We start from the raw sequence: 23,722 nt of genomic DNA, 5'->3' as shown, positions 1-23,722 counted from the left end.
CGCGATCAGAAGCGCTGGGTGTACTGCAGGTAGCTGTAGCGTCCCGGGATGGCATAGGCCGAATCGAACGAATTGGCAGAAGCGCTGAGCGCCACCGGCGGGTCGCGGTCGAAGACGTTGTTCAAACCCACGCGCACGGTTGCATTCCACGGCAGCTGGTAAGACACCTGCATGTCGTTGAACGCAGTCGCCGCGACGTGGCGATAGTTGCCGGTGTCGTCCAGCTCCGAGTCGTAGTCCTTCATGCCCGAGTAGTACCGCACGGCCCAGTTGGCGGCCAGGTTGCCGTAGCTCCAGTCCAGGGTGAGCGTGCCGCGCGTGCGCCAGTTCGGGTTATCGGTGTGGTAGATGCCGTTGTAGCTTTCCCAGGCCGCATTGTCGTCCTGCTTCTGCTCGTTGACGGCCACGTAGGTCGAATCCAGCGTCAGCATGAACTGGCCGATCGCGGTCTGCGGCAGCTTGTAGCGCGCGGTGAAATCGTAGCCCTGCATGCGTTGCTCGCCGACGTTCACCGGCTGGATCACCAGGCCGGTGATGGCGCCGGTGGCATCGCGGGTGACCAGGTCGCAGAACGCCGAGACATTGAACTGATAACACTGCGACAGGATCTGGTTGGCGCTGAATTCGGTGATGGCGTCGGTGATCCTGATCTTCCACCAGTCCAGCGACACATCCAGGCCTTGCACCGAGGCGGGGCTGTAGACGAAACCGAGCGTGGCGTTCTTGGACTTTTCCGGCTGCAGGTTGGCGTTGCTGGTGTAGGTGAACGGATAGATGGTCTGGCCGGAGTTGCCGCTGGCGCTGTTGTACTCGGCCACGTAATTGGCCGGTACGCCGCCGGCCGCGCACGCGGCGGCAATCGCGCCGGTGTAGGAGGTGCTGTTGGTCGAGCAGGGATCGGAATAGGTATCGAAGCTGTCCGATGCGCCCAGGTACAGGTTTTCGATCGATGGCGCGCGGAAGCCGGTAGCGTAGTTGCCACGGATCAACAGGTCGGCGACCGGCTTCCACTTGAAACCAAATTTGCTGTTGGTGGTGCTGCCGAAGGTGTTGTAGTCCGAGTAACGCACGGCTGCGCTCAATTCCAGCAATTGCGCACCGGCCACATCCTTCAGCAGCGGAATCGCCACTTCGGTGTAGTAGTCGTTGAGCGTGTACGAGCCGGAGGTGGGCGTAAACGAATTGCCCGAGGTGTAACCGGCCGAAATCAACGCATCCGGCGAGGAGAAGCCGCTTTCCTCGCGATGCTCGACGCCGGCGGCAAAGCTCATCCAGCCGGCAGGAAGCTCGAACAGATCGCCGGTGAGGTTGGCGGTGAAACTGCTGTTCTTGTACTGATAGGTGTTGTGCGCGGTGAACAGGATGTAGTCCAGCATCTCCTGAGTCACGCCACCGGCCGGCGACAGTGGGTTGAATGGCACGCAGCCGGCAATGACTGCGCCGCCGCTGTCCAGGCACGACAGGGTGCCATTGACGATGGCGGATGCGCCGAGCGCGTTGCCCAGATTGAGCAGGTTGACGTCGCCGTACTGGGTTTCGGTCTGGTCGGTCTGATTGTGCGCAAAGCCCACATCCCAACTGAACTGCCTGTCCGCAAACTGGAAGTCGCCTTCCAGCCCGGTATACACGTGCGAGGTCTTGACGTCCTGCTGGTAGGTGCGCGCGAATTCGGTCAACCGATGCGACCAGCCCACATCGCGTCCGTCGCCGCCGTAGGCGCTGTTGTACGGGTTGTAGTAGCTGTCGCCGCTCATCAGGATGCCGGTGTTGACCGAGGCCAGCGGAAAGCCGGCCAGCTGCTGTGACGATTGGCGGCGGTTGTAGAGTCCATCGAACTTGAAGCGCACGTTATCGGTAAGTGCGTAGTTGCCCTGCACGTACAAGGCATCACGCTTCTGCGGCGTGACCAGGTAATTGTCCTTGGCGTAGTTGTAGCCGTAGTCGGAGGTATTGAAGGCGGTGTACTGGTCCAGACCGTAGCGCGGATAATTGCTGTCGCCGCTGGCGGTTGCGCTGCCGGGCAACACGGTCCAGGCACCGCTGTTGCCACCTGCCCGCAGACGGCCACTTGCCGAGTAGCTGCTGTAGGCCGACGACCCTGCGCCATACACCGGCTCGGCCGATATCTCGCGGTCGCCTGCCATCACCGCATCTTCCTTGACGCTGGACAGCCCGATCACCAGATTGCCACGCTCGCTGGTGGCGCCCACGGTGGCATCGAACGAAGTGCGCTGACCGTCGCCCTGGCCGTACTGGCCGACGTAGGCATTGACTTCGGCACCATCGAAATCGCTGCGGGTGATGATGTTGACCACACCGGCGATGGCATCGGAGCCATAGATCGACGAGGCGCCGTCCTTGAGTACTTCCACCCGCTCCACGATGGCCGACGGGATGGTGTTGAGATCCACCGAGCCGGACAGGCCCGACACCCAGCGCCGTCCGTTGACCAGGACCAAGGTGCGCGAGGCACCCAGGTTGCGCAGGCTCACGGTGGCCGAGCCGTCGCCGCCGTTGTTGACGGTGGAGTTCATCGTTGCGCCATTGGAGGGGATGCGCTTGAGCACGTCGGCCACCGAGGTCAGGCCCTGCTTTTCGATGTCCTGGCGCGTGAGCACCAGCACCGGTTGCGAATTTTCCACATCGACAGAGCGGATGCGCGAGCCGGTGACTTCGATCTTGTCCAGATTGGTCGGACTCTTGTCGGTCTGTTCCTGGGCAACGGCACTGGTGGTGATGCACAGGCCGATGGCGATCGCGAGCGAGCCCTGACGCAGGGTCGGGTGGAGCGTGGACATAGTCATGTTTACGGCGATTCCCGGTAGAGGAGGAACGACAGCGCGATCCCCGTTGGATGGCACCTGCGCATGTACGTCTTCATCGGCACGGCACGCAGGCTTAGCGGGAATTTAACGAGCGCGTGTCGCCACCATTTTTCGCCAATCGGCGCCTTGTCGCGCTGCGCCGCGCACAGTGCGCGGGTGCGGCATGCAATGCCGTGGCGAGGCCGTGCATGTGCACCGCCGACCTGCGGTGGCAGGCGGAGACATATGTCGCTGTGGAAGGCGAGGCTACTGCTGCACGCTCTGCCAGGTGGGCAGCGTTCGCTGCCCAGAACGGCATGCGTCGCTGGCGCACTCGGTGCGGGCACGTTGCCGACGCCCCGCGATATTTTTTCAGCCGCGCAGGGTGCGATGTGGTTTAATCGCCGCCGAAGTGGGGGTACCGCAGTGCGCTGCGGTTGAGATAGTCCCTTCGAACCTGATCCGGTTGATACCGGCGTAGGGAAGCTTCGTTAGATGCGATGGTCCGTGCCTTTACGGGCGCATCGCCATTGAGCGCCGCCGCTTCGTCCGCCTGCGAATCCTTCGCAGGGCCAGCGCCGTGGGTGCTGGTCTTCCAGTACACAGGACGAACGCCATGAATGCCGCGCCGACCGTTTTGCAGCAACAAGCCCAGTCGCTGTCCGAGGCTGTGACCCAGCCGATTCCAGGCTCCCGCAAGATCTTCGTGCAGGGTTCGCGCGCCGACCTGCAGGTGCCGATGCGCGAGATTGCATTGACCCGCACACCGACCCTGTTCGGTGGCGAGGACAATGCGCCGCTCAGCGTCTACGACACCTCCGGGCCGTATACCGACCCGCATGCCGCGATCGATCTTGCCGCCGGTCTGGCGCCGCTGCGCGCGCGCTGGATCGCCGAGCGTGGCGATACCGTGGCACTGGATGGCCTGAGTTCCAGCTTCGGCCGCGGCCGCGAGCACGATGCGCGCCTGGATGCGGTGCGCTTTCCTGCGCGGCGCCTGCCACGCGTGGCGCGCGAGGGTGCCAATGTCACCCAGATGCATTACGCGCGGCGCGGCATCATCACCCCGGAAATGGAGTTCGTGGCGATCCGCGAAAACCAGCGCCTAGAAGCGGTGGCCGACGCGATGCTGCGCAAGCAGCATCCGGGCGAAGCCTTCGGTGCCGCGATCCAGCAACGCATCACACCGGAATTCGTGCGTGACGAAATCGCACGCGGCCGCGCGATCCTGCCCAACAACATCAATCACCCGGAAAGCGAGCCGATGATCATCGGTCGCAATTTCCTGACCAAGATCAACGCCAACATCGGCAACAGTGCGGTGTCGTCCGGCATTGCGGAAGAGGTCGAAAAGCTGGTGTGGTCGATCCGCTGGGGCGGCGACACGGTGATGGACCTGTCCACCGGCAAGCACATCCACGAAACGCGCGAATGGATCATCCGCAATTCGCCGGTGCCGATCGGCACGGTGCCGATCTATCAGGCGCTGGAAAAGGTCGACGGGCGTGCGGAAGAGCTTACCTGGGAGATCTTTCGCGACACCTTGATCGAGCAGGCCGAGCAGGGCGTGGATTACTTCACCATCCACGCCGGCGTGCTGCTGCGCTATGTGCCGCTGACGGCAAAGCGGGTGACCGGCATCGTCTCGCGCGGCGGCTCGATCCTGGCCAAGTGGTGCCTGGCCCATCACAAGGAAAACTTCCTCTACACGCACTTCGAAGACATCTGCCAGATTATGAAAGCCTATGACGTGGCGTTTTCGCTGGGCGATGGCCTGCGCCCGGGCTGCATTGCCGATGCCAACGATGCAGCCCAGTTCGGAGAGCTGGAAACGCTGGGCGAGTTGACCAGGATCGCCTGGAAGCACGATGTGCAGACCATGATCGAAGGTCCGGGGCACGTGCCGATGCAGCTGATCAAGGAAAACATGGACAAGCAGCTGCGCGAATGCGGCGAGGCGCCGTTCTATACCCTGGGGCCGCTGACCACCGATATCGCGCCCGGCTACGACCACATCACCAGCGCCATCGGTGCGGCGATGATCGGCTGGTTCGGTACTGCGATGCTTTGCTATGTCACGCCCAAGGAACATCTGGGCCTGCCCAACCGGCAGGACGTACGCGACGGCATCATGGCCTACAAGATCGCCGCACATGCTGCGGATCTGGCCAAGGGGCATCCCGGTGCGCAGGTGCGTGACAACGCCTTGAGCAAGGCGCGTTTCGAATTCCGGTGGGACGACCAGTTCCATCTCGGGCTGGATCCGGAAAAGGCCAGGGAGTTTCACGACGAAACCCTGCCCAAGGAGGCGCACAAGCTGGCGCACTTCTGCTCGATGTGCGGGCCGCATTTTTGCTCGATGAAGATCACCCAGGACGTGCGCGATTACGCGGCCGAGCACGGTATGGGAGAGGCGCATGCCTTGTCGGCGGGAATGGAAGAGAAGTCGGCGCAGTTTCTGGCGCAAGGCGCGCAGGTGTATCGCGCCACGTGACATGCGGCAGCATCGTCACGTTGCAGCAGACCGACTGGCTGCTTAGGAAAAATTCAGCTTCGGCTTAGTCAGATCGCAGCGCGGTACGCAAGTGCCGCGCGGTGACTGCGTTGCAAGCGGTTACAGCCCGCAAGCATTTCGCGGCATTTTCATGAATCGCAGATAAAAAAATCGCGCCAGAGGCGCGAAGGGGACATCGTAATTATTTGAATTCGTCGGCGAGAGAGAGAGAGCCTGACGTCGCCACCTGTCGTAGGGAAGCAACGAGGCATAGAGTAAAATTTGCACCAAATGGATGCATGACACAGTTGGTCGTGGTCCTTTGCTGAATTTGGCGTTTCGCGCGAAGTGCGTGTTGCGTTCTTTGTAGTCCTTGCATGCCGATGCGTGTTTCTTGCCGATGAGTGTTCCTCCCGCTAATGCCTTGCCATCGGGCCGGTTATGTGTCGGCCAATGCGTGGTCGACGTCGCCTCGCGCGAGGTGCATGCGCCCGGCGCCAAGCGCGCCGCGCGTCTGGCGCCGAAATCCCTGGCGGTATTGCTGACGCTGGCGCGGCAGCCGGGCCAGGTGGTGACGCGCGAGCAACTGCTGGCCGAGGTCTGGCCCGACACCTTGCCGACCAACGACGTGGTGACCCAGGCGGTCACGCAACTGCGCAAGGCATTGGCCAGCAACGGCAGCCAGCGCTTCGAGCATATCGAGACCATCGCCAAGACCGGCTATCGGCTGCTGGCCCCGGTTGCGTGGGAGCAGCCGTCGGACGGTCCGGTCGATGTTGCCGCGCCCGCGACGGCGGTGACTGCATCGGACAAGGAGCCCGGCGAGCGCAACCGCACCGCCGGCACCGCGACTGCTGCAGTGGAGCGCAGCCCGGTCACCCGGCAGCCTCCAGCATCGGTTCCGCCTGCGTCGGCTGCAGTGCGGCAGCGCCGATGGATGGCCTTGGCAGTGGCCAGCGTGGCCTTATTGGTGGTGCTGGGACTGGCGGCGCGGACGCTGTGGATGCGCGCGCCGGATCGCGACGCGGCAGCGGCCTCGGCAGTGCTCGGCAGCCCCAAGCGCCCGTACCAGATCATCACTGCGGGCGGCGGATTCGATCTCATGCCCAGCCTGTCGCCGGACGGGGCGATGGTGGCCTATGCCTCGCTGACCAGCGATCGCGCAGGCACCTCGATCCTGGTCAAGACCACCAACAACGCCTACCCGCGCGTGCTGGACACGCCGGCGGCCGGTATTTCCGATCGGCTGCCGGCCTGGTCACCGGATGGGCGCGAGATCGCCTTCTCGCGGCAGGCGCCCGATGGCAGCTGCCGCATCATGATTGCTGCTGCCAACGGCCCGGCTGCCGCACGCGAGGTGGCGCGCTGCGATGGCGCGGACATGCTGAGTTTCAGTTGGTCGCCGGACGGCCGTGCCCTGCTGTTCGGCAGCATGACCGGCACGCACGGGTCGCCGCGCATGCGGCGGCTGGATCTGGAAACCGGCCAATGGCAGCCGCTGCGCTACAGCGCGCAGTCGAGCGACTTCGACTACACGCCGCGCTATTCGCCCGACGGGCACTGGATCGTGTTTCTGCGCAATCCGCAGCTTGGCGATCTGTGGCGCATTCCGGCAAGCGGCGGAACCGCCGAGCGGCTGACCCACGACAACGCCGATATTCGTGGCTGGAGCTGGTTGCCCGATGGCAGCGGGCTGATCTTCGGGCGTCGTGTGGACAGCGAAGCGCGGCTCTACCGGCTCGATCTGGTCGACCGCAGCCTGCATGACCTCGGTGTGGACGATGCGCAGGCACCGGATGTGGCGCATGGTCATCTGGTCTTCGTGCAGCGCAAACCGCAATTTGGCGTCTATCAGGTCATTCACGACCCCATGAATGGCGGCTACATTCGCCGCCGGCTGTTTCCTTCTAGCGGGCGCGACGATCAGCCGATGATTGCGCCGGACGGGCGCCAGTTAATCTTTGCCTCCAATCGCTCCGGTGCGTACGGCCTGTGGTGGGGCGATGTCGGCAAGCCCGGCTCGGTGCGCCTGATCGAAGGCCTGCGGCCGGATGCGCGCCAGGCCGCCGACTGGTCGGCCGACTCGCAACGCGTGCTGGTCAGCGGCAGCGATGCGCACGGGCATGCGGCACTGTTCGAAGTGACCCCGAGTACCGGCAAGGCGCTGCGGCTCCCGGTGCCGCAGCCGCGACCGTTGCAGGCGATCCATGTTCCCGACCCCGATCAGTTGTTGGTGGTGGCTGCCGCCGATGACGGGCGCACCTTTGCCACGCTCTACGACAGACGCAGTGCTCCATGGCGCGCGCTGGCGTCGCTGCAGGACGTCTCGCAGCTGCGGCTGGACCGCGCCAGCGGCCAGGTATTGCTGACGCGTCTGACCGGCGGCGGGCTATGGCAGGTCGCCCCGTCGCTGGCCGCCGACACCTTGCGACCGGTCGATCCGCAGCAGCCATCGCGCTGGCGCTATCGCAGCTGGGCTCCCGGCGCGCGCGGGCAATTGCATTACCTGTCGTCCACCGACGCCTGTGCCACCTATGACAGCGACCTGCGCGGCGGTGTCGGGCGCTGCATGGATGCGGCCAAGTACACCACCATCAATGGTTTCAGCGTGGATCAGCGCAGCGGCGCGTTGTATGTGGCATTGGCAGAAGAAGACGGCAGCTCGATTGCCTTCATGGCGTTGCCGGAGCGCCTGGCCACGCCGTTGGGTGTGATATCCAACCTGTTGATCGTGTTGAGGAAAATCGCTTCGTAAGTTTTTCGGAAAGACTTCGTGGCAATTTCGGCAGACCTTCGTCGGAACTTCCTGACTGACGCCAGATTCGGCAAAACACTACGCCCTCTTTTGTACAGGGGGCTGCCACCATGCAACAGGTCATCACCGCAGATCGCGGGCTCGCACTTTCCTTGGACGGTGCCAGCGAGCCGACGTCGACGACCTGTCTGGCGGTCTCCCGCCTGGGCAGCATCCGGACCGCCGCGGCCACGTTCACGCTGTGGGTGCAGTTGCGCGGCCGCGCCTGGGTGGAGTCCAAGGAAGGGCGCTTCCGTCTGCGCGCCGGCGACTGGATCGCCTTCGACAAGGAATCGCATCCCACCGTACAGGCCGACCGCAGCGCGCTCTGTGTCGGCGTCAGCCTCGATGGCGACAGTCTGCAGTCGCTGGCCGAGTTGACCGACGCCACGTTGTATCCGGGACGCAGCCAGCTGTCGCGTGGCGATCTGCGCATTGCATTGCGTCTGTGGCGTAACGCGGCTGCGCAGAGCGGCGGTGCATCGGCACGCCCGTTGTTGCTGCATCTGGCTGCGATGCAGCGCGACTTCATCGCGCAGGAGCAGCGCTGCCCTGGGCGTTCGCGCAGCCGTCGCCGTCAGGTCTTCGGTCGCATGCAACGCGCGCGGCTGTATCTGGAAGGCAACAGCGACCGCGTGGTGCGCATCGCCGAGCTGGCGCAGCTGACCAACTTCTCCAGCTGGTATGTGTCCAAGACGTTCCAGAGCCTGTACGAGGAAAGCCCGCAGGCCCTGTCGGCGCGCCTGCGCCTGGAGCGCGCCTCCGATCTGCTGCGCGATACCTCGATGATGATCGGTGAGGTTGCGGCCGCAAGCGGGTTCGACAATTGCTGCAGCTTTGCGCGTGCATTTCGTGCGCGTTTCGGTGTCTCCGCATCGCATTACCGCGACCAAACGACAAATCCGCCAGATTCGGCAAAGCCACGGAACGTGACGCGCAAAGCGACGATGTTCACGCAATCGTAATTTGCACAGGGGCGCTTAACGCGCCACTAACGAACCCTGGAGAGATTGATGAACCTTCGCACCTCCGCAGTGCGGCTGGGCCTGTTGCCCGCCGGTATTGCGATCGCGTTGACGCCGGCATTTGCCGCCAATGCACAAGAGCAGTCCGCCGCCCCGTCGACCACGACGCTGGACCGCATCGAAATTACCGGCTCGCGCATCCGCTCGGTCGACGTCGAAACCGCACAGCCGGTGTTCACCGTTACCCAGCAGGACATCCAGAAGTCCGGCCTTGTGAGCGTTGGCGACATCCTCCAGAACCTGTCGATTGCCGGTACGCAGACCTACAGCAAGGCTGCCGTGCTGACCTCGGATCCGGAGCAGGGCGGCCAGTACGTCAACCTCTACAACCTGGGCGAGAACCGTACCCTGGTGTTGGTGAACGGCAAGCGTTGGACCAGCAGCCTGTCGGGCCTGAGCGACATGTCCACCATCCCAAGCTCGCTGATCGAGCGCATCGAAGTCCTCAAGGACGGCGCCTCGGCAATTTACGGCTCTGACGCCGTGGCCGGCGTGGTCAACATCATCCTGCGCCAGAACTACGACGGCGCAGAAGCCTCCGCTTACTTCGGCCAGAACGGCCGTGGCGACGGTTCCAAGGAGCAGTACTCCTTCACCGCCGGCACCACCACCGATCGCTCCTCGCTGGTGTTCGGTGTCAACTACACCAGCGAAGATCCGGTGTGGGCCAAGGACCGTGCACTGACCCGTTACTCGGCCGGCCCTAACCATATCGAAGACAGCCTGAGCGCGACCGGCCCCTGGGGTCGTTTCAACGATCCGCGTGCGGTGGGAACGCCTGGCGCGGGCGATTACCTCGATGCGAGGGGCAACGTTGTCGGTGCTGGCGAAGGTACGTGGACACCGAATCAGTGGGTGCTCAATCACACTGGCTCCTTCGACGGCAAGGGCGTTGGTGCCGATTCGCGCAACCTCTCCAACTATCACGTTGGAGCGGGCGTGGACGACTACTACAACTCCGTCGACCAGATGATGTTGCAGCAGTCCAGCAAGAATAAGTCGGTCTTTACGAGTGGTAGCTACAACATCACCGACAGCATCACCTTCAAGTCGACGGCGATGTACTCCGAGCGTACCTCCAACCGCCAGATTGCCGGTTATCCGCTGCAGGCCTCTTCGCAGCCGCAGTTCCCGGTGGCGATCAGTGGCAGCAGCTATTACAACCCGATGGGCCAGGACATCAATAGCTGGTTCCGCCGCACCGTCGAGTTGCCGCGCACCACTGAAAGCAATGTCAAGTCCACCCACTTCGATGCGGCGCTGGAAGGCGTGTTCGACGTCGGCAGCCATGGCTGGAACTGGGACGTGGGCTTCAACTACAACAAGTACGATGTGACGCAGGTTTCGCGCGGCAACATCAACCTGTTGGCGTTGCAGAAGGCGCTGGGTCCGTCGTTCCTCAACGCCCAGGGCCAGGTGCAGTGCGGTACCGCTGCCAGCCCGCTGCCGCTGGGCACCAGCAACGCGCTGGGCCAGTGCACCCCGTTCAACATCCTGGGTGGTCCGTCGGCCTCCACAGCGGATGCGCTGCAGTACATCAATGCACTGGGCCAGTCCACGCAGCAGAGCCTGAGCAAGCAGTGGACCGCCAACGTCACCGGTGGCCTGTTCGATCTGCCAGCCGGTGAGCTGGGCTTCGCCGCAGGCGTCGAACACCGCGAAATCAGCGGTTACGACTATCCGGATCAGCTGTCCAGCGCCGGTTACACCACCGATCTGGCCGCACAGGCAACCGAAGGTCGCTACCAGACCAACGAAGCCTACCTGGAGCTGCTGATCCCGGTGCTGAAGGATCTGCCGGGTGCCAAGGAACTGTCGTTCGACGTGGCTGCGCGTTACAGCAACTACAGCCGCTTCGGCGACACCACCAACAGCAAGTTCAGCTTCACCTGGAAGCCGATCGACGACCTGCTGGTGCGTGGTACCTACGGCACCGGTTTCCGTGCGCCGACGCTGTCCGACACCTTCGGTGGCGGTTCGCAGACGTTCGATACCTTCACTGATCCTTGCGATGCGACCTTCGGCTCGCTGAGCAACGCAGGCGTTGCAGCGCGTTGCGCAGGCGAAGGCCTGCCGGCGGGTTTCCGTCAGACCGATACCGCGGGCAACCCGGTGACGCGTCGCGACGTGCAGGGCAACGCTCCGTTCAATTCGGGCGTGGGTAATGCAGAGCTGGAGCCGGAATACAGCATCACCCGGACCGTGGGCATGGTGTACAGCCCGCATTGGGTGCAGGGTCTGGACTTCTCGCTGGATTGGTACCGCATTTCGATCTCCAACATCATTACGTCGCTGACGGCCAATGATGTGTTGAACAACTGCTACCTCAACAGCCTGGCCAGCTACTGTGCCGACTACGGTCGCGATGCGGTCACCGGTCAGGTCACCACGCTGAGCCGCGGCAACGTCAACCTGGGTCGTCTGGAAACCGAAGGCTACAACTTCGGCGTGCGTTATCGCATGCCGGAAACCGCGTACGGCAAGTTCGCTGTCAACCTGGACACCAACTATCTGGCGACCTACAAGTCGCAGGCAGAAGCTGGTGCCGAGTGGGCAAACGCTGCCGGCTACTGGAACTACCCGCGCGTGCGTGCCACCTTGGGTCTGGACTGGTCGCTGGGTTCGCTGTCGGCCAACTGGAACCTGCGCTACTACGGCGGTTTCCGTGATTACTGCTGGGATGCAGCTGCAGGCATCGAGTGCAACAACCCGAACTACCAGACGCCGAACCCGGGCTGGGGCGGCGGTAACGGCTCCAACAAAAAGGGCTCGATCTCCTACCAGGACGTCTCTGTTACCTGGCAGGCTCCGTGGGATGGCAGCGTAACCGTTGGTGCCCGCAACATCTGGAACAAGCAGCCGCCGATCACCTACTCGATCACCAACAGCAGCACCGCTGCGATCGATCCGATGCTCGACTACGACCGCTTCCTGTTCGTGCAGTACAACCAGCGCTTCTGATCATTGAAGTGGTGTAAAGATTGAAAAAACGGGCCGAAAGGCCCGTTTTTTTGTTTCCGGATCTTGAGTAAGGCAGACAAGGTCTGACAAACGTCATCGCTGCCAGTTGCGTTGTGTTTTTGCTTGCCTGACCATGTGTTGCGCCTTGCTGGGATGACAGGCGCGCTCGATCGTTCGTTGCACGTCACCGCACGAGCCATGTCGCGATATCTGTATAAATCACGAGCGCAGTGATGCGTGCGCAGACAAGTTGCATCGCGCCCTGTCTGCATTCGCGTATTTGCAAGCAGCCAAAGAAAAAGGCGCGATCAAGTCGCGCCATTTCTGTTACATCGATCTGGTGCCGCTCTCAGGCCTCGGCAAGCCCCAGCAAGGTATCGGCCTGTTCGCGCCAGGTTGGCAGGCGGGCGAGCACGCCGACCTTGGACAGGTACTCTTCGTCCACGGTTTCGCCGCTGGCCAATGCGGTCGCCACATGCACCGCGCCGGTCACCCAGAAACTGCGCAGGCTGGAGCGCTGCGGGTGGCGATGGAAGGCCACCGCTTCGATGATCGGCATCGGCAGGCCCCACAGGCCGAGCAGGTAAGCACCGGCTTCGGTATGGCCCAGGCGGTCGTCGCCGCCTTCCAGCGGCGGCTCGCGCTCGTCGCGCACGCCGGGCAGCAACAAGCCGATATCGGCCAGCAGCGCGGCGGTGGAGCCCAGTTCTGCGCTGGTCGGCGGCAACACCTTGGCGGCCAGTCGCGAGGAGAGCAGGGCGCGGCGCTGCATCGCATTGCGCTCGGCCGGGGTCAGCGTCTGCACCGAGAACACTTCGCTGGCCAGGACCAGGTCGCGCAGCGTGGCCACGCCCAGGCGGGTCACTGCCGTGCGCAGATCGGTGATGCTGCGGCCGCCGGAGAAGAATGCGGAATTGCACAGCTGCAGCACCTTGGCGGCAATCGCCGGATCGCCGGCGATCAGCTTGGCGATATCGGCCGCGTCGGCGCCATCGTCTTCTTCCAGTGCATGCATCAGGCTCAGATACAGATGCGGCGGCGACGGCAGTTTTTCGATCCGGCCGATGGCGGCGCGCAAGCGCGGATTGCCGAGCAGATCGCGCAGTTCTTCCAGGCTGGTGATGGCTTCGAGCAGGACTTCCGGGGCCAGCGGCACCGGCAGGAAGCGGTGCGCCACGCCAATGATGCGAGCCGGCGGGGTGCGCTGACCATCCTGGGCATCGATCAGGGCGATGCGGATGGTGTCCGGGCGCAGCGTACGGATCTGCCCCAGCAACGTGGCGGACGTGAGATCGGGCAGGACGGGGGCGACGATGACCGCGTCGAACGGCGATAACGCGGCCGCCTCGATCGCCGAATTGCCGTCGGCCACCTGCTGCACCTGCCACTGATCACCCAGATCGGCGACATAGTCGCTCAATTCGGACGGAAGACTGGCTTCGTCCCCAACAAACAGAATACGCAAGACACTTCCCCAAGAGTCACCGGTGACAGACACCGGCCAAACGCTGTCGGCAATGTACCCAATCTGCCGCCGGCGGTCACCGGGATCACGCCGGAAGCGTGATCCCGATCGCCCCGCGGTTGCGGGGCTGCGTCACGGTCGTTGGATCAGGGTGCGTCGGAATTATAGCGTTCCACCGACTCCACCAGGATGCGCTTGGCCTCGGCCGCGCCGCCCCAGCCATCCAGCTTGACCCACTTGCCCTTCTCCAAGTCCTTGTAATGCTCGAAGAAATGGCCGATGCGCTCCATCCAGTGGCTGGACACCTGGTTGATGTCCTCGATATGCGCGTAGCCGGAGAAGATCTTCTCGATCGGCACTGCCAGGATCTTTTCGTCGCTGCCGGCCTCATCGCTCATGCGCAATACGCCCACCGGACGGCAACGCACCACCGAGCCAGGCACCAGCGGCAGCGGCAGCACCACCAGCACGTCGGCCGGGTCGCCGTCGCCGCACAGGGTGTTGGGCACATAGCCGTAATTGCAGGGGTAACGCATCGGGGTGGATAGGATGCGGTCGACGAAAATCGCGCCACTGGCCTTGTCCACCTCGTACTTGACCGGCTCCGAATCCTTCGGAATTTCGATGACGACGTTGATTTCTTCCGGCAGATTCTTGCCGGAGGTGACCAGTTCAAGACCCATGCGCGTAACTCCCGAGGCGTCATCTAGTGTGTGGAGCGCGATTCTACGCGTTCGGCTGTTGCGGTGCAGCGACACTGAATGGGCAATGTTCTGACCGCCGTGTGCGGCATAGCCCGCATTCATCCCGGGAAGCTCCCCGATCGTCGCGGCCCGCGGCGCGGCGCACGCTGCAGACTCATCCACTGCTCGGGAACTGCCATGTTCAAGCCTGTGCGTTTGCTCGTTGTGCTGCTGCTCTCCGGTGCCTGCCAGCTCGCCTCTGCGGCGACGCCGGCGCCGACCTTCGTCGATGCGGTGGACTGGCCCGCCAATGGCGAAGGCTGGGAGGCCTTTGTCGATCTGGAGCAGCGGCTGGAGCAGGATTTCGACAACATCTGCGGCGACACCTTTTGCGGCGGCGAGTTCAGCGACTACCAGCCGCTGCGCTTGCGTTGCTCGGTGCACCGGGTCAGCGGCGTGGTGCGCAGCTGCATCTGGACCTTCGGGGCCAGCGAGGTCAGCGTCGACCCCGGCAGCGGGTACCTGCGCTCGGACAGTCGGGTCTGGCGCTGCACGGCGCCGCTGAAGGCAGGGACGCGTCTGGACGAGATGTACCGCACCCTGGCGGTGAACAATCCGCTGTTCGAGCCACTGCCCGGTGGGGCGCCACCGATCTATGACGGCTTGATCGGTTGCCTCTGAGGAACGCTTGCACCGCAAGCCGTGGCGCGGTGTGTTGCCCGGTGCAGCGATTGCATGCGGGCGCCGGACCTGCCCGGCGTCGGCACGTGCGAGCCGATGCGGCACGCGGGATCATTACCGCAGGCCTGTTGCGTGTCAGTAGCAGGCCGGCACGCGGCGCACACCGGCGCACAGCCCCGGGGTACGGCGCCTGGGCCCCGGAACGTGAGTCGGCACGTTCCGGGGCCGGCTTCCATCAGCTTCGATCGACCTGTGGCTTGCGAAAGGTCGGTCTCAAAGCAGCGGCACCAGCAGCAGGGCCACGATGTTGATGATCTTGATCAGCGGATTGATCGCCGGTCCGGCGGTGTCCTTGTACGGGTCGCCTACCGTGTCACCGGTGATGGCGGCCTTGTGCGCCTCGCTGCCCTTGCCGCCGAAATGGCCGTCTTCGATGTACTTCTTGGCGTTGTCCCAGGCCCCGCCGCCGGTTGTCATCGAAATCGCCACGAACAGGCCGGTCACGATCGTGCCGATCAACAGGCCGCCCAGGGCACGCGGGCCGAGCAGCAGCCCGACCACCACCGGCACCACCACCGGCAGCAGCGAAGGCAGGATCATTTCGCGGATCGCCGAGCGGGTCAGCATGTCGACTGCGCGGTCGTATTGGGGCTTGGCGGTGCCGGCCATGATCCCGGGAATCTCGCGGAACTGGCGACGCACTTCTTCGACCACGGCGCCTGCCGCGCGCCCCACCGCTTCCATCGCCATCGCGCCGAACAGATACGGGATCAAGCCGCCGATCAACAAGCCGATGATCACGCTGTGGTCGGACAGGTCGAAGGCGAAGACCTCGCCAGGATTGGCCGCCTGCAGGTTGTGCGTGTAGTCGGCAAACAGCACCAGCGCGGCCAGTGCGGCCGAGCCGATCGCATAGCCCTTGGTGACCGCCTTGGTGGTGTTGCCCACCGCATCCAGTGGGTCGGTGATGTTGCGCACCTCCGGCGGCAGCTCGGCCATCTCGGCGATGCCGCCGGCGTTGTCGGTGATGGGCCCGTACGCATCCAGCGCCACGATCATGCCGGCCATCGACAGCATTGCCGTCGCTGCGGTTGCAATGCCGTACAAACCGCCAAAATGAAACGCGCCCCAGATTGCCGCGCACACCGCGATGACCGGCAGCGCGGTGGATTTCATCGAGACGCCCAGGCCGGCAATGATGTTGGTGCCGTGGCCGGTGGTGCTTGCGGCGGCCACGTGCTGCACCGGCTTGTACTGGGTGCCGGTGTAGTACTCGGTGATCCAGACGATCAGGCCGGTAAGCACCAGGCCGATCAATGCGCAGGCGTACAAGGCCGTGGCGCCATGCGTGTTGTCGCGCATCAGCGACTGGGTGATCGGCCAGTAGGCGAGTGCGGCCAAGACGCCGGAAACGACCACGCCTTTGTAGAGCGCGCCCATGATCGAACCGCCCGCTTTGACCTTGACGAACGAGGCGCCCACGATCGACGCGATGATGGAGACGCCGCCCAGCACCAGCGGGTACAGCACCGCGTGCGGACCGGTTTCACTCAGCGTCAGGCTGCCGAGCAGCATCGTGGCGATCACGGTGACCGCATAGGTTTCGAACAGATCCGCCGCCATGCCGGCGCAGTCGCCAACATTGTCGCCCACGTTGTCGGCGATCACCGCCGGGTTGCGCGGGTCGTCCTCGGGGATGCCCGCTTCCACCTTGCCGACCAGGTCTGCGCCCACATCCGCACCCTTGGTGAAAATGCCGCCACCCAGGCGCGCGAAGATCGAAATCAGCGACGAGCCGAATGCCAGCCCTACCAGCGCATGCAGGTTGCGCTCCAGCGGCAGTCCCATCGCTTGCAGCACCGCGTAATAGCCTGCCACCCCGAGCAATCCCAGCCCCACCACCAGCATGCCGGTGATGGCGCCACCACGGAACGCCACATCCATCGCACGGCCGATGCCATGGCGTGCGGCCTCGGCCGTGCGCACGTTGGCGCGTACCGACACGTTCATGCCGATATAGCCGGCCAACCCGGATAGCACCGCACCGATCGCAAACCCGATGGCGGTGTACCAACTCAGAAACAGCCCGACCAGGACGAACAGCACGCCGCCGGCAATCGAAATGGTGAGGTATTGCCGGTTGAGATACGCGCGTGCACCTTCCTGGATCGCGGCGGCGATCTCCCGCATGCGTGCGTTGCCGCTCGGCTGCGCGATCACCCAGCGTGCCGATACACCGCCATAGACGATTGCCAGGACCGCACATCCCAGCGCAAGTGGTAACCCGTAGTGTTCCAGCATGACCCCTCCCAGAGAATGGATGTCGTCCGGTCGGGACGAACCAAGGGCGATGCACGCAGCGAGTGGGGTGGCGAATACGGACTCGACGGCCATGGAGGCCGCAATGCGCGTCGCGATGTTCGGGTGGCCGGATTGCGGGCGAGTATGCGCCGCGGCCTGCGCCGCTGCCACCACTGCGGCTTTGGCGCGTCGTTCAGTCGCGGCATGACAGCCTGCGGCCAACGTGATCGAGCCGATCCAGGAGTGACGATGTCCAACCATGCCGCGTCAACATATGCCGTGACCATCGCTGCAGTGCTGCTCAGCGCCCATGCGCTCGCTGCCGACCCGACGCCGGAGCTGAAACAGCGCCCGGCCGGCACCGCGCAAGCGGTCGGTGCCGTGCACACCCTGCGCCAGATTCCAGAAGCCTGTGCGCGCCTGGAAGGCGTATTCACCGGCAATGCTGCGCAGCCGTATACCTTGTCGGTGGTGCGCAGCAGTCCCACCTGCCAGCCACGCGCCCGCTTCGTGGATTTCGCCAAGGCCACGCCCAGCGTCGCATCGGGCTGGATCTACAACGACGTGATCCGCGTCCCCAGCGCAGCCTGCCCCGCGCAGCAGGCGGTAGTGCGCATCTGGCGCAAGCCGGTGGATGCCAAGCCGCAGCTCGATGGCCAAGGCCAGTCGCGCATCTATCTGGAAGATGCAAAGCAACAGGCTGCCGCCGGAAAGATTCCGCAGGTGCCGATGTTTGCTGCGCAGATGACGGTGGAAGGCAAGGCCTGTCAGTAACTCAGGCGTCCGCTTCAGTCACTCTATTCAACGACAAACCCCGGCCAGGCCGGGGTTGTTTGTATGACGCTTCGCAAGACCGTGATGTACCGTCGCAGCGGCGCATCCGTCAATCAGTGCCGCAAAAAACCTGGACGATGAAGGTAAGCGCTGTATCGATGTCCCGCATCCCTTGTTGCGCTGCATGAGCAATGAGGCAGATGTGCGAGCAGGTGTATGGGCGTGCAGTGTCCATTACCCCTTTCCGATCGCCCACGCCGACGTTCATCCCGCCCACGTCGGCAGTTTTTTCGCCACCGCCACATTCTTCAACGTCACATATTTCGGCAATCCATCGCTGCCGTAGGCCAGCGGCGCTTCGCCCTTGATCAACGGGGCGAAGTAGCGGCGGGCGCGTTCGGTGATGCCGAAGCCGTCCTTGCGCAGGAAGCTGGGCGGCATCTTCTTTTCGTGGTTGGCCACCTTGTGCAGCGGGGCCGGCACGATCTTCCAGCGATACGGTGCGTCGCTGACGCGTTCGATCACCGGGATCACCGCGTTCATGCCCTTGAGCGCGTATTGCACCGCGGCCTTGCCGACGGCCTGTGCCTGCTCCCAGTCGGTCTTGGAGGCCAGATGGCGTGCGGAACGCTGCAGGTAATCGGGCAGGGTCCAGTGCACCTTGTAGCCGAGTTCCTGCTTGACCTGCGCGGCCAGGAACGAAGCCACGCCGCCCAGTTGCGCATGGCCGAACGAATCGGCCGCGCCGCCTGCGTCGGCGACGAAGCTGCCGTGCGCGTCCTGGATGCCTTCGCTTGCGACCACCACACACCAACCGACCTTTTCCACCACCTGCTTGACCTTGGCCAGAAACGCGGCCTGGTCGTAGGCCCGCTCGGGCAGCAGGATGATCTGCGGTGCGTCGTCCGGGCCCTGGCCGGCCAGGCCTGCGGCAGCGGCCAACCAGCCGGCGTGGCGTCCCATCGCCTCGTAGATGAAGACCTTGGTCGAGGTGTCGGCCATGGCGGCGACATCCAGTGCCGCCTCCCGCACCGACACCGCGGTGTATTTGGCCGCCGAGCCGAAGCCGGGGCAGGTATCGGTCACCGCCAGATCGTTGTCGATGGTCTTGGGCACGCCGATGCAGTGCAGCGGGTAGCCATAGGCCTTGGCCAGCTGCGAGACCTTCCAGGCGGTATCGGCCGAGTCGTTGCCGCCGTTGTAGAGGAACCAGCGCACGTCATGCGCACGCAGCACATCGAGCAGGCGCTCGTACTTGGCGCTGTCTTCTTCCAGCGATTTGAGCTTGTAGCGGCACGAGCCAAACGCGCCACCCGGGGTCTGCGCCAGTGCGGCGATCGTGGCGGCGGACTCCTTTGACGTGTCGATTAGCTCCTCGCGCAATGCGCCCAGGATGCCGTTGCGTGCGGCCAGCACCTTGATCTTGCGAGCGCGCGCCTCGGTGATCACGCCGGCGGCGGTGGCGTTGATGACGGCAGTGACGCCGCCGGATTGGGCATACAGCAAGTTGCCAGTAGACATAGGGGGGCGGGCTCCTCGATGGGACATGGCGCAGGGGACAGTGCCGGGACATTCCCCGGATGCGGTAAGCTGCACGACCATACGGTCAGCGCTGGCGAAGACCTGAGTCTAACGCCGCCAACCGCAACGCGTTTTTATTCGAAAGTGGAGTCCACTGATGCGATTGGTTCTGTTGGGACCGCCCGGTTCGGGCAAGGGCACCCAGGCGACACGTCTCAAAGACAAGTTTGAGATCCCGCATATTTCCACCGGCGATCTGCTGCGCGCCGAAGTGGCCGCCGGCTCGCCGCTGGGCCTGAAGGCCAAGGAAGTGATGGCACGCGGTGATCTGGTCTCCGACGAGATCCTGCTCGGCATGCTGGAGGCGCGGCTCGGTCAGGCCGATGTCGCCAAGGGTTTCATCCTTGACGGCTATCCGCGCAACGTGGCGCAGGCCAATGCGCTGGACGACCTGCTCGGCAAGATCGGTCAGCCGCTGGATGCGGTGGTGCAGCTGGATGTGGCCAGCGAATTGCTGGTCGAGCGCATCGCCGGCCGCGCCAAGGCCGAGGGCCGCGAGGACGACAATCCCGAGTCGGTGCGCAAGCGCCTGCAGGTCTATACCGACTCCACGGCACCGGTGATCGGTTTCTACGAACAGCGCGGTAAGCTGGCACGCGTTGACGGCGTGGGCTCGCTGGATGAAGTGCTGGAACGTATCGGCACCGCGCTCGGTCGCTGAGACGGTTCGGGCCGGGCAGTGCGCCCGGTCCATCCGCCGCGCTGGATCCGTCGCGGCTTGCGTAACGCATTGATTGCGCAAAAGAAAAACCCCGGACGTACAAGACGCCCGGGGCAGAATAACGCCAGCAATGAGCTTGCTCAGAGCTCCACAGCATGAGCTCCCTGGGGATTCGGCCTCTTGGGGAGTAGGACCAAAGGGGTGCTGCGACTGGCGTTCAGTATAGTGATGGATGTGACGCAGTTCGCATATCGGGAAATTCCCGACAGTACGGTAGGTCTTTCCTGACACTGCGCTCGGCAGCGAGGCGGAATGGCCGGCAACTCCGGCGATCGGCGACAATGCGCCCCATGACCAAACTCCACATCCTCGGCATCGCCGGGACCTTCATGGGCGGTGTCGCCGCCCTTGCGCGCGAGCTGGGCTGGCAGGTAGAGGGCAGCGACCAGGCCATCTATCCGCCGATGTCCACCCAGTTGGAAACCCTCGGCATCGCGCTGGCACAAGGCTACGCGCCGTCCAATATTTCGGCCGATGCCAGCGACGTCGTCATCGGCAATGCCCTGTCGCGCGGCAACCCGGCGGTCGAAGCAGTGCTCGATGCCGGCCGTCGCTACAGCTCCGGTGCGCAATGGCTGGCCGAGCAGGTGTTGCCGGGCCGCGACACCCTGGCCGTCGCCGGCACCCACGGCAAGACCACCACCACCACCATCCTGAGCTATCTGCTGGAAGCTGCCGGGCGCGCGCCGGGCTTTCTGATCGGTGGTGTGGCCGAAGACTTCGGGGTCTCGGCGCGGCTGGGCCAGGGACGCGAATTCGTGGTGGAAGCCGACGAATACGACACCGCGTTCTTCGACAAGCGCAGCAAGTTCGTGCATTACCGGCCGCTGGTGGCTATCCTCAACAACCTCGAGTACGACCACGCCGACATCTTTCCGGACGTGGCCGCGATCCAGCGCCAGTTCCATCATCTGGTACGCACGGTGCCGGCGCGCGGGCGGCTGATCGTCAACGGCGAGGATGCGCGCCTGGCCGAGGTGCTGGCGATGGGCTGCTGGACCCCGGTGGAGCGCTTCGGTTTCGATGCCTCTCTCGAGTGGAGCGCACGCTTGATCGCCGCCGACGGCAGTGCGTTCGCGGTGCTGCAGCGTGGGGTGGAGATCGGCCAGGTGCAGTGGCCGCTGGTCGGGCGGCATAACGTGCTCAATGGATTGGCGGCACTGGCCGCCGTGCATGCGGTAGGCGTGGATCCGGCAACGGTGATGCCGGCGCTGGCGCGCTTTCAAAGTGTCAAACGGCGCTTGGAGCGGTTGGGGCAGGCACGCGAGATCACCGTATACGACGACTTCGCCCATCACCCCACCGCGATTGCGACGACCTTGCAAGGCCTGCGTGCGAAGGTCGGCGCGGCGCGCGTGCTGGTGGCAATGGAGCCGCGCAGCAATTCGATGCGGCTGGGCGCACATGCGCAGGCATTGGCGCCGTCGTTGCGCGATGCCGATGCGGTGGTGTTTCTGCATCGCCCCGAACTGGCCTGGGACGCCGCACCGATCATCGCGCAGGTGCGCGGTGACGCGCACGTGGCGCATGACGTGGAGGCGTTGCTGCAGACACTGGGCGCGATCGCGCAGCCGGGCGACCATGTGGTGTTCATGTCCAATGGCGGTTTCGATGGCGCGCCGCGTCGCTTCCTGGCGCAATTGTCCTCATGACCGGCCTCACGACCACCGCCGACACCAGCGCCTTGCCGCTGTTTCCGCTGCACAACGTGCTGTTGCCGGGTGCGGCAATGGGTTTGCGCGTGTTCGAGCGCCGCTATCTGGACCTGGTGCGCGAGAGCGGCCGCGCCGGCAGCAGCTTCGGTGTGTGCCTGATCCTGGATGGCAGCGAAGTCGGCGTTCCGGCAACACCGGCTGCGTTCGGTACCGAAGTGCGTATCGAGGATTTCGATGTCGGTGCCGACGGCGTGTTGGTGCTGCGCCTGCGTGGCACGCGTCGCTTCCGTGTGCAGCGTTCGCGCATCCGCGACAACGGGTTGGTGGTTGGCGAGGTGAGTTGGTGCGAGCCCGACAGCGATGACGAACTGCGGCCCGAGCATGGCCTGCTGGCGACCGTGCTCGAGCGCATGCTCGAACAGGTCGGCGGCCAATTCGCCTCTGCCGGGCCGGAACTGCTGGACCAGGCGGCATGGGTCGGCTGGCGCCTGGCCGAACTGCTGCCGCTGACCGAGCAGCAGCGTCTGTCGCTGTTGCAGCTGGACGATCCGCATCGGCGCCTGGACCAGTTGCTGGCCTGGATGCCGTGACGCGGTGAACCAAGCGCGCGGGTAACCCGTCACCGCGCTTGCACCCTTGCAACGGCACACTCGCCACGCTTGAGTGCGCTCACGATGGCATCCATGCAGTGGATGCGCGCATGGGTGTCACCCGTTTTCGATCCACGGAGTGTGCCTTGATCATCGATGTCAAACCGCGTGTGGCGGATGTGTTCAGTCAGGTCTGGCGGACCCTGGCGGTATTGTTCGTGTGGGACGTGTTGATCACGATCATCTACTACGTGCTGCCGTTCCGCGCGCCCGCATTGCCGTTGACCATCTTCGGTTCGGCGCTGGCGTTGTTCCTGGGCTTTCGCGCCAACTCGACCTATCAACGCTGGTGGGAAGGGCGTGTGCTGTGGGGCCAGATGATCAATGCATCGCGCAATCTGGTCCGCCTGAGCGTCAGCATCCTGTCCGCGCCGGAAGCGGCAGCACTGGGCCGCACCATCGCGCTGCGCCAGATCGCCTACGTCAATGCGTTGCGCTGCCAACTGCGGCGGCTGCCGGTGGCGATGGCACTGGAGCCGCGTCTGCATGCCGACGAAGTGGCCGCGGTGATCACGCGCACCAATGTCGCCAATGGCCTGCTCGACACCACCGGGCGCAGCGTCGAGCAGGCGCGTCGCGATGGCTGGATCGACAGCATTCAACAAGCCAGTGTCGAGCGCATCCTGGTGGATATCGCCAACGCGCAGGGCGGCATGGAACGGCTGAAGAATACGCCGTTGCCGTACCAATACCGCTTCTACCCGAACCTGTTCACGCGGCTGTTCTGCGTGCTGCTGCCGATCGGCCTGGTGGAGACGCTGCAATATGCGACGCCGGTGGGGTCGACGGTGGCAGGTCTGATGTTCCTGGCAGTACTCAAGATCGGCGACGAACTGGTCGACCCGTTCGCCAATGCCATCCACGACCTGCCGCTGGACAGCATGTGCCGGACGGTGGAAATCGACGCGCTGCAGGCCATCGGCGAACAGGCGCCCGAGCCGATGCAGCCGGTAGATGGCGTGCTGTGGTGAGTGCATCGCGCCTGCATCAATGCGGTTTGTGCGTATCCAAACGGCGTTGAGGCGCAGGCTCTCGGTCAGCTCGAGAGCTGATCGAATGCTGCGGATGCGTCGGTTGTAGGGCGGCTGATCTGCAGACTGGCTGCAGGGGGCCTTGCCCGCGTACCGTCACGG

15 protein-coding genes and 1 riboswitch are annotated in these 23,722 nt (G+C 64.3%); of the genes, 10 read left to right on the top strand and 5 right to left on the bottom strand.

Going from position 1 to position 23,722, the window contains the following annotated elements:
* Window positions 1-5: 5 nt before the first annotated feature.
* Complete coding sequence (locus AC06DU_RS16495) at window positions 6-2,777, bottom strand: TonB-dependent receptor (protein ID WP_478204433.1); 2,772 nt, start codon at window positions 2,775-2,777, stop codon at window positions 6-8.
* A 431-nt stretch (window positions 2,778-3,208) separates the two neighbouring features.
* A riboswitch (TPP riboswitch) is annotated at window positions 3,209-3,306 on the top strand.
* A 114-nt stretch (window positions 3,307-3,420) separates the two neighbouring features.
* On the opposite strand from AC06DU_RS16495, the gene thiC reads away from it, so the two are divergent.
* The 4 genes from thiC (at window position 3,421) to AC06DU_RS16475 (ending at window position 12,078) form a co-directional block, all read left to right on the top strand.
* A complete protein-coding gene (gene thiC / locus AC06DU_RS16490) occupies window positions 3,421-5,298 on the top strand; it encodes a phosphomethylpyrimidine synthase ThiC (protein ID WP_065048222.1) in 1,878 nt (625 codons plus the stop codon).
* 424 nt (window positions 5,299-5,722) lie between these two features.
* Window positions 5,723-8,053, top strand: a complete 2,331-nt coding sequence (locus AC06DU_RS16485) for a winged helix-turn-helix domain-containing protein (protein WP_478204432.1) — start codon at window positions 5,723-5,725, stop codon at window positions 8,051-8,053.
* A 110-nt stretch (window positions 8,054-8,163) separates the two neighbouring features.
* Window positions 8,164-9,057: a helix-turn-helix domain-containing protein gene (locus AC06DU_RS16480; protein ID WP_024940093.1), complete on the top strand. Its 894-nt coding sequence runs from the start codon at window positions 8,164-8,166 to the stop codon at window positions 9,055-9,057.
* Between the two features lie 48 nt (window positions 9,058-9,105).
* The gene (locus AC06DU_RS16475) at window positions 9,106-12,078 is read left to right on the top strand and encodes a TonB-dependent receptor plug domain-containing protein (RefSeq protein ID WP_478202851.1); all 2,973 of its coding nucleotides are present in this window, start codon (window positions 9,106-9,108) and stop codon (window positions 12,076-12,078) included.
* A 349-nt stretch (window positions 12,079-12,427) separates the two neighbouring features.
* Here the strand turns inward: AC06DU_RS16475 and AC06DU_RS16470 are convergent, their stop codons facing one another.
* Window positions 12,428-13,576, bottom strand: coding sequence for an HDOD domain-containing protein (locus AC06DU_RS16470; RefSeq protein WP_024940091.1), 1,149 nt, complete (start codon window positions 13,574-13,576; stop codon window positions 12,428-12,430).
* A 113-nt stretch (window positions 13,577-13,689) separates the two neighbouring features.
* On the bottom strand, window positions 13,690-14,226 hold the full coding sequence (gene ppa, locus AC06DU_RS16465) for an inorganic diphosphatase (RefSeq protein WP_005990841.1): 537 nt from the start codon (window positions 14,224-14,226) through the stop codon (window positions 13,690-13,692).
* Window positions 14,227-14,424: 198 nt separating this feature from the next.
* Here ppa and AC06DU_RS16460 point away from each other — a divergent pair, with 198 nt between their 5' ends.
* The gene (locus tag AC06DU_RS16460) at window positions 14,425-14,907 is read left to right on the top strand and encodes a hypothetical protein (protein ID WP_024940090.1); all 483 of its coding nucleotides are present in this window, start codon (window positions 14,425-14,427) and stop codon (window positions 14,905-14,907) included.
* Between the two features lie 273 nt (window positions 14,908-15,180).
* Here AC06DU_RS16460 and AC06DU_RS16455 read toward each other — a convergent pair whose 3' ends face one another.
* Window positions 15,181-17,208: a sodium-translocating pyrophosphatase gene (locus tag AC06DU_RS16455; RefSeq protein WP_478202850.1), complete on the bottom strand. Its 2,028-nt coding sequence runs from the start codon at window positions 17,206-17,208 to the stop codon at window positions 15,181-15,183.
* A 249-nt stretch (window positions 17,209-17,457) separates the two neighbouring features.
* On the opposite strand from AC06DU_RS16455, the gene AC06DU_RS16450 reads away from it, so the two are divergent.
* Window positions 17,458-17,982: a hypothetical protein gene (locus AC06DU_RS16450; protein ID WP_046344187.1), complete on the top strand. Its 525-nt coding sequence runs from the start codon at window positions 17,458-17,460 to the stop codon at window positions 17,980-17,982.
* A 264-nt stretch (window positions 17,983-18,246) separates the two neighbouring features.
* Here AC06DU_RS16450 and AC06DU_RS16445 read toward each other — a convergent pair whose 3' ends face one another.
* Complete coding sequence (locus AC06DU_RS16445) at window positions 18,247-19,503, bottom strand: 6-phosphofructokinase (protein WP_046344185.1); 1,257 nt, start codon at window positions 19,501-19,503, stop codon at window positions 18,247-18,249.
* A gap of 157 nt (window positions 19,504-19,660) precedes the next feature.
* Between AC06DU_RS16445 and AC06DU_RS16440 the strand changes: the two genes are divergently transcribed.
* From AC06DU_RS16440 to AC06DU_RS16425, 4 genes are all read left to right on the top strand, one after another.
* Window positions 19,661-20,224 (top strand): adenylate kinase, encoded by a 564-nt coding sequence (locus AC06DU_RS16440; RefSeq protein WP_024940086.1) that lies wholly within the window; start codon window positions 19,661-19,663, stop codon window positions 20,222-20,224.
* 341 nt (window positions 20,225-20,565) lie between these two features.
* A complete protein-coding gene (gene mpl, locus AC06DU_RS16435) occupies window positions 20,566-21,936 on the top strand; it encodes a UDP-N-acetylmuramate:L-alanyl-gamma-D-glutamyl-meso-diaminopimelate ligase (protein ID WP_181097640.1) in 1,371 nt (456 codons plus the stop codon).
* Window positions 21,933-22,529, top strand: coding sequence for an LON peptidase substrate-binding domain-containing protein (locus AC06DU_RS16430; protein WP_024940084.1), 597 nt, complete (start codon window positions 21,933-21,935; stop codon window positions 22,527-22,529). The genes mpl and AC06DU_RS16430 overlap by 4 nt, the downstream gene beginning before the upstream one ends.
* A 146-nt stretch (window positions 22,530-22,675) precedes the next feature.
* On the top strand, window positions 22,676-23,560 hold the full coding sequence (locus AC06DU_RS16425; RefSeq protein ID WP_024938088.1) for a bestrophin family protein: 885 nt from the start codon (window positions 22,676-22,678) through the stop codon (window positions 23,558-23,560).
* The last annotated feature ends 162 nt before the right edge of the window (window positions 23,561-23,722 follow it).

The sequence above is a fragment of the Xanthomonas sp. NCPPB 3200 genome (genome assembly GCF_056393585.1).
Note: the sequence above shows the minus strand (reverse complement) of the source record. Positions and strands in the feature narration are given on the sequence as shown.

Bases quoted from the DNA above. Each gene is read 5' to 3' on its own strand.
- thiC (WP_065048222.1), top strand. From the start codon at position 3,421: ATGAATGCCGCGCCGACCGTTTTGCAGCAACAAGCCCAGTCGCTGTCC.
- AC06DU_RS16480 (WP_024940093.1), top strand. From the start codon at position 8,164: ATGCAACAGGTCATCACCGCAGATCGCGGGCTCGCACTTTCCTTGGAC.
- AC06DU_RS16475 (WP_478202851.1), top strand. From the start codon at position 9,106: ATGAACCTTCGCACCTCCGCAGTGCGGCTGGGCCTGTTGCCCGCCGGT.
- ppa (WP_005990841.1), bottom strand. From the start codon at position 14,226: ATGGGTCTTGAACTGGTCACCTCCGGCAAGAATCTGCCGGAAGAAATC.
- AC06DU_RS16460 (WP_024940090.1), top strand. From the start codon at position 14,425: ATGTTCAAGCCTGTGCGTTTGCTCGTTGTGCTGCTGCTCTCCGGTGCC.
- AC06DU_RS16455 (WP_478202850.1), bottom strand. From the start codon at position 17,208: ATGCTGGAACACTACGGGTTACCACTTGCGCTGGGATGTGCGGTCCTG.
- AC06DU_RS16450 (WP_046344187.1), top strand. From the start codon at position 17,458: ATGTCCAACCATGCCGCGTCAACATATGCCGTGACCATCGCTGCAGTG.
- AC06DU_RS16445 (WP_046344185.1), bottom strand. From the start codon at position 19,503: ATGTCTACTGGCAACTTGCTGTATGCCCAATCCGGCGGCGTCACTGCC.
- AC06DU_RS16440 (WP_024940086.1), top strand. From the start codon at position 19,661: ATGCGATTGGTTCTGTTGGGACCGCCCGGTTCGGGCAAGGGCACCCAG.
- mpl (WP_181097640.1), top strand. From the start codon at position 20,566: ATGCGCCCCATGACCAAACTCCACATCCTCGGCATCGCCGGGACCTTC.
- AC06DU_RS16430 (WP_024940084.1), top strand. From the start codon at position 21,933: ATGACCGGCCTCACGACCACCGCCGACACCAGCGCCTTGCCGCTGTTT.